The organism is Actinoplanes sp. ATCC 53533, assembly GCF_003947245.1.
In genome coordinates this window covers 1-6,365 of record NZ_QHHV01000281.1, presented here as the reverse complement: position 1 = coordinate 6,365, position 6,365 = coordinate 1, and the positions used below count along the sequence as shown (strand labels likewise).

The 6,365-nt window shown below is 69.3% G+C and carries 4 protein-coding genes; all 4 read right to left on the bottom strand.

The genetic code is table 11. The features are described from left to right. A partial coding sequence (locus DMB66_RS53420; RefSeq protein WP_125811730.1) for a discoidin domain-containing protein occupies positions 1-3,001 on the bottom strand: 3,001 nt, incomplete at its 3' end. Positions 3,002-3,074: 73 nt separating this feature from the next. After that, complete coding sequence (locus DMB66_RS53415; protein WP_125811729.1) at positions 3,075-4,676, bottom strand: glycoside hydrolase family 13 protein; 1,602 nt, start codon at positions 4,674-4,676, stop codon at positions 3,075-3,077. A gap of 95 nt (positions 4,677-4,771) precedes the next feature. After that, complete coding sequence (locus tag DMB66_RS53410; protein ID WP_125811728.1) at positions 4,772-5,737, bottom strand: carbohydrate ABC transporter permease; 966 nt, start codon at positions 5,735-5,737, stop codon at positions 4,772-4,774. 11 nt (positions 5,738-5,748) lie between these two features. Next, positions 5,749-6,365, bottom strand: a 617-nt coding sequence (locus DMB66_RS53405; RefSeq protein WP_148112877.1) for a carbohydrate ABC transporter permease, incomplete at its 5' end; no start/stop codon positions are given.

Here is a 6,365-nt window from a genome sequence, read left to right as displayed (position 1 = left end):
GGCCGCCCACGTAGTTGGTCTGGAACATGATGCCCGAGTAGGTCGGGTCGACGATGTCGACGTTGCTGACCCGGATGCCCTGGAAGACCTTCGACGCGGAGAAGACCCAGATCGCCGGGAAGACCTGGTCGCCCCAGAAGTGGCCGCCCGCCCGGACGATCGAGATGTTGTCGAACACCGTCGGCGGGTTGGCGCCGAAGCCGTTCATCGGGTAGCCGAAGTCTAGGGAGCTGATGGTGATGCCCGAGTAGACCAGGGTGTCCGCGATGTAGATGTTCTTGAAGGTGTTGGCGTATCCGCCGTAGACCGCGATGCCCGCGGCCCGCCAGGTCAGCGTGCTGGACAGGTTCGAGTAGACGTTGTTGATCTCGTCGGAGCCGCCCGCGTCGATCGCGGAGAACAGTGCGAAGCTGTCGTCGCCGGTGGCCCGGGCGTCGTTGTTGTCGACCAGGTTGTCGGTGCTGCCGTTGGTCATGTTGACCCCGTCGGCGAACAGGTTGCGGATCCGGGAGTTCTTGATCGTCATGTGGTCGGTGTTCGCGCCCCAGTAGAGGCAGACCGTGTGCTCGGCCCAGATGTTGTCGATGGTGATGTTCGAGACGTTGGCCAGGTCGAAGACCTTACCCGGGCCGTCGATGCGGATCGTGTAGTTGCCGAAGAACGCGAAGTTCTTGAACGTGCTGCCGTTGGCGGTGGCGTCGGCCCGGAAGCCGGCGTCCGTCTCCGACTGGTTCTGCGGCGTGAAGAACCGGGTGTACCAGGGGCCGGCGCCGACGACCTGGAGCGCCTTGCCGTACACCTGGAACTTGCTGGCGGTCGAGTAGTCACCCGCCGGCAGGTAGACGCCGACCTTGCCGCTGTCCTGCCGGGCCGCGTCGAGCGCCGCCTGCACCGACTGCTGGTCGAAGCCCGCCGGCACCACGTAGGTGGCCGGGTTCGGGTTGGCGACCGGCGCGACCTGCTCGGTGTTGATGAAGTCGATCGCGATGGTGCCGCCGTTGCCGGCGTCCTTCTGCAGCTTGATCACGCTGCCCGCGGCCACCGTGCCGGTGAGCATGATGTTCGCCTCGTCGTAGATGTGGCGCGGGCCGGTGCCCGAGTTCTGCGGCGCCTTCTCGTCACCGTAGAGCCACGCGTACTTCGAGGTCAGCGGCAGCGTCTTGTGCAGGGCGCCGTTGACGTAGACGTTGATCGAGCTGGTGGTGTTGTCCGGGATGGAGAACCGGGCGACCAGCGTGTTGGTGCTGGCCCGGGTGGTCCACTGGACGTAGGAGCCGGTCGAGTTCAGCGTCACCGCCCGGCGGCCGGAAGCCTCGCCCGCGAGGTCGCCCACGGTCCGATTCGGACCCACGAGGGCAGCTCCGCCGCCGGTCTGGCCGTCCTCGGCCTCGTACATGTCGTACGGCATGTTCGCGCCGCGACCGACGAAGAACGGCTTCTCGCTGGTGTTGTTGGCCCGCTTGACCGGCAGCTCGTTGCCGTCGTCGGCGAGCACCGTGCGCACGGTGTACCTGCCGTTGACCGCGGCCCAGGTGCCCAGGCTGATCGCCGGCGCGGACGCGCCGGCCGCCAGGGTGCCCGAGTAAGAGCCGGTCAGCGTCCTGATCGTGGCGCCCGAGTCGGACAGCACCGTGACCGTGACCCCGTGCGCGCCCGCGGCTGAGGCCTGGGTGCCCTCGTTCTTGATGGTGACCGAGAAGGTGACCGGCTGGCCCGCGGACGGGTTGCCCGGCGACCAGCTCACCACGGAGGCGACCAGGTCCGAGCTGCTGACCGGGGTGACCACCAGGTTGGTGGGACTGGTGTACGAGTTGTTCGCGTCGTTCTGTTCGACGACCGTGTTCGCCTCGTCGGCCTTGGCGCTGAGCACGTGGGTGCCGGCGTTGCGGGCGCCGATGTTCGCGGTGACCGTGGCGGAGGCCCCGGCCGCGAGGGCGCCGACGGTGGCGGTGCCGACCTTCGCCGTACCCAGGTAGAAGTTGACGTCGCTGGCCGGGGCGGCCGCGTTGCCGGCGTTGCGCACGGTGCCCGACAGGGTCACCGCGTCGGTCTCGACCGGCGTGGCCGGCGAGAACGACAGGGCCGTGACCGTCAGGTCCGGGTTCGGCGCCGGGCTGCCGATGACCTGGAACTCCGCGACCTGGCCGCTGGGCGCGCCGGTGTTGGCGGTGAAGCTGAGGCGGACGTCCGCGGCGGTCGCGCTCACCGGCACGGTCACCGTATTGCCGGTGGCCGGGTTGAAGGTGTACGTCGCCGAGCCGACCAGCGTGGTGAACGCGGACGCATTCTGCTCCCGGCCCTGGATCGCGAAGGTCTGCTGGCGGGTGCCCCAGACGCCGGCGGGGTTGAGCTTGACCACGACGGACTGCGTGGTGGCGTTGGCGCCCAGCTTGACGGTCAGGTTCGCCGGGTAGGCGCTGCCCTCCCAGTAGGTGGCGGTGTCATCGTCGTTCGCGTTGGTGGCCACGAACGTGAAGACGGTCGAGGACGCCTCGATCGGCTTGCCCACGGCCACGTTGGTGCCATCGGGCACCGGCCCGGTCGGGCCGTACACCTCGAGCTCGGAGATCTGGCCGGCCGGCCAGCCGGTGTTGCCGGTGATGCTCAGCCGCAGATAGCGGGTGGTGGCCGCGCCGAGTTCGATCGTCACGGTGTTGCCCGAGGACGGGTTAAACGTGTAGCCGGCGGAGGCCTTGAGGTCGGCGAAGGCTGAGCCGGTGCTGCTGCCCTGCACCGACAGCGTCTGGGTGCGGGTCTGCCAGGCGGTGGCCGGCGGCAGCTTGAGGACGGCCTGGTTGACGCTGACGGCCGCGCCCAGGTCGACCTGCAGCCACTGCGGGAAGGAGTTGTTCTGGCTCTCCCAGTACGTGTTCGCGTTGCCGTCGCCCGCGTTGCCGGCGCCGTACCCGTCGTTGACGCTGCTGGCGGTGAAGGTCTTGCCGGCGGCCAGGTTCGGGCCGGCGGCGGCCGCGGGAGCGGCGGGGGAGACGATCTGGATCATCGCGGTGACGACGGCGGCGGCGAGGAGCTTTCTGCTGAGTCTGGACATGGGGGCGCCCTTCTTCGGTGGGGGATCAGCCTTCGGTACGCAGGCGCAGCCAGACGGCGGTGTCACGGGGGAGGAGGGTGCCGTCGAGGGGGCTGCTGGTGAGCAGGCACAGGTCGTGGTCCGGCAGCGGGACCGCGACGTCGGACATGTTCAGGACGCAGGCGAAGCCCGGTCCCCGGGTGTAGGCGAGCACCCCCGGGGCGGCGGGCAGCCAGGTCATGGCGGCGCCGTGCAGTCCGGGCTCGGCGCGACGCCGGCCGATCGCGGCGCGGTAGAGCTCCAGCATCGAGCTGGGGTCGCCGGTCTGGGCCTGGACCGTCCGGTCCTTCCACTCCGGCGGCTGGGGCAGCCAGCCCGCGACGGTGGAGAAGCCGAACGGGGGCTCGTCACCGCTCCACGGCAACGGCACCCGGCAGCCGTCGCGGCTGTGCCCGCGGCGGCCGTACATCGGGTCCTGCAGCTTCTCGACCGGGATGTTCTCGTTCTCCCAGAGGCCGAGTTCCTCGCCCTGGTAGACGTAGGTCGCACCGGGCAGGGAGAGGGAGAGCAGGGCTGCGGCGCGGGCCCGGCGGGTGCCGAGCTCGAGGTCGACGGGGGCGCCGTCGAGGTTGTTGGCGAAGCTGAAGGTGGTCTCGGCGCGGCCGTACCGGGTGACGTGCCGGGTGACGTCGTGGTTGGACAGCACCCAGGTGGCCGGGGCGCCGATCGCCGCGTGCGCGTGCAGGGTGCGGTCGATGCACTCGCGCATCAGCCGCGGGTCCCAGGCGCACACCAGGAAGTCGAAGTTGAACGCCGCGTGCAGTTCGTCGGGGCGCAGGTAGTTGGCGAACCGGTCGACCTCCGGCATCCACACCTCGCCGATCAGCGCCCGGTTCGGGTAGCTGTCCGCGACCCGGCGCCAGGCGCGGTAGACGTCGTGCACCTCGTCGAGGTCGTGGAACGGGTGCCGCTGCCCGTCGACCACGGCCGGCAGGTCGCGGTCCTTGAAGAGCAGCGCGGCCGAGTCGATCCGGATGCCGTCGACGCCGCGGTCGAACCAGAACCGCAGGATGTCCTCGAACTCCGCGCGCACCGCCGGGTGGTCCCAGTTCAGGTCCGGCTGCTCCGGGGTGAACAGGTGCAGGTACCAGTCGCCGGGGGTGCCGTCCGGGTTGGTGGTGCGGGTCCAGGTGGTGCCGTCGAACTCGCCGGCCCAGTCGGTGGGCATCTCGTCGCCGTCCGGCCCCCGCCCCCGACGGAACCAGAACAGCTCGCGCTCGGGGGCGTCCGGGTCGGCCAGCGCCTTCTTGAACCACACGTGCTCGCTGGAGACGTGGTTCGGGACGATGTCGATGATCATCCGGATGCCGGCGGTGTGCGCTTCGGTGATCAGCGCCTCGGCGCCGGCCAGGGTCCCGAAGGCGGGGTCGATGTCGCGGAAGTCCGCCACGTCGTAGCCGGCGTCGGCCATCGGGGACGGGTACCACGGGCTCATCCAGATCGCGTCGACGCCGAGGTCCGACAGGTGGCCCAGGCGAGCGCGGATCCCGTCGATGTCCCCGATGCCGTCGCCGTCGCTGTCGGCGAAGCTGCGCGGGTACACCTGGTAGATGACGGCGTCTCGCCACCAGGGATCCTGGTCGGAAATAGCCACGATGACCTGCTTTCTGTCGTGTCTCGATGCGAGTTCGGGCGCACGGGTCCCGGCGGTCGACGCTGACCGCCCGTCCGGACCGGTTGGTGTCAGCCCTTCATCGAGCCCGCGGAGAGTCCGCCGATGATGCTGCGCTGGAAGATCAGGAAGACGACGATCATGGGTACGCTCGCGATGGCCAGGCCGGCCATGAACTCGGTCGGCGGCACCTGGCTGGTGTTGGCGAGCCGGCTCAGCGCCACGCTCAGCGTCTGCGCCTCCGGGTCCGGCAGCACCAGCAGCGGCCAGAGGAAGTCCTTCCACAGCGCGATGATGATGAAGATCGAGACCACGCCGAGGACCGGCCGGGACAGCGGCAACATGATCGACCAGAGCTGGCGCAGCTTGCCGGCGCCGTCGATCGACGCGGCGTCGAGCAGGTCGTCGGGGATCTGGTCGAAGAAGCGCTTGAGCACGTAGACGTTGAACGCGTTGGCGGCGGCCGGCAACCACAGCGCCCACGGCGTGTTCAGCAGGTTGACGTGCACCAGCGGCACGTCGACCACGGTCAGGTAGGCCGGCACCAGCAGCGCCGAGGCCGGCAGCATCAGGCTGGCCAGCACCGCGCCGAGCAGGATCTTGCCGAAGGCCGGCTTGAGCTTGCTCAGCGCGTACGCGACGCCGACGTCGAAGACCAGCGCGATCAGCCAGCCGCCGGTCGCGTACAGCACCGTGTTGGTGAAGTATCTGGCGATCCGCATATTGCTCCACGCCGTCGGATAGTTCTCCGGGTGCCAGGAGTGCGGGATGAAGGTCGGGGTGCTCAGGGCGTACTCGGCCGGCGACTTCACCGCGCTGGCGAACATCCAGTACAGCGGGACCAGGAAGACCAGGACGAAGACGGTGATCGTCAGGCCCAGCACGGTGAAGTACAGCCCGCGGTGGCGCCGTAGGTCCACATCGGAGATCAGGGTCCTGGTGGCCGGGCCGGAGCCGGCCGCCCGGCGCTTGCGGCTCGGCGGGACCGGCGTCGGGGGCGCGCCGGTCGGGGTCCGCGGCGGGGCGGTCAGTGTCATCGTGATCTCCCTCAGTCCGCTGTCCGGGTCAGCCGCAGGTAGAGCGCGGAGAAGGCGCCCAGCACCACGAAGAGCAGCATGCTCATCGCGGCCGCGAGGCCGAAATCCTGGTTGACCGTGAAGGCGTAGCGGTAGACGAGCACCAGCACCGTGATCGTGTCGGGGTTGGACGTGCCGGTCAGCGCGAACGGCTCGATGAAGACCTGCATCGTCGCGATGATCTGCAGCAGCAGCAGGACCAGCATGATGAAACGCATCTGCGGCAGCGTGACGTGCCGCAGCCGCTGCCAGACGCTCGCGCCGTCGAGCTCAGCGGCCTCGTAAAGCTCGCCCTGGATGCCCTGCAGCGCGGCCAGGTACATCAGCGTGGCGCCGCCGAGGTTGGCCCAGGTCGAGACCAGGACCAGCGAGATCATCGCCGTGCTCGACGACTGGGTCCACTGTGACTCCGGGAGCCCGGCGCTGCGCAGCAGCGAGTTGAACAGCCCGTTGCCCGGGTCGTAGAAATAGCGCCAGAGCAGCACCGCCACGATCGGCGGCAGCATCACGGGCAGATAGACCAGCACCCGGAAGAAGCCGCTGAAGTGGCGGAACTCGTTGAGCAGCACCGCGATGAAGAACGGCAGCA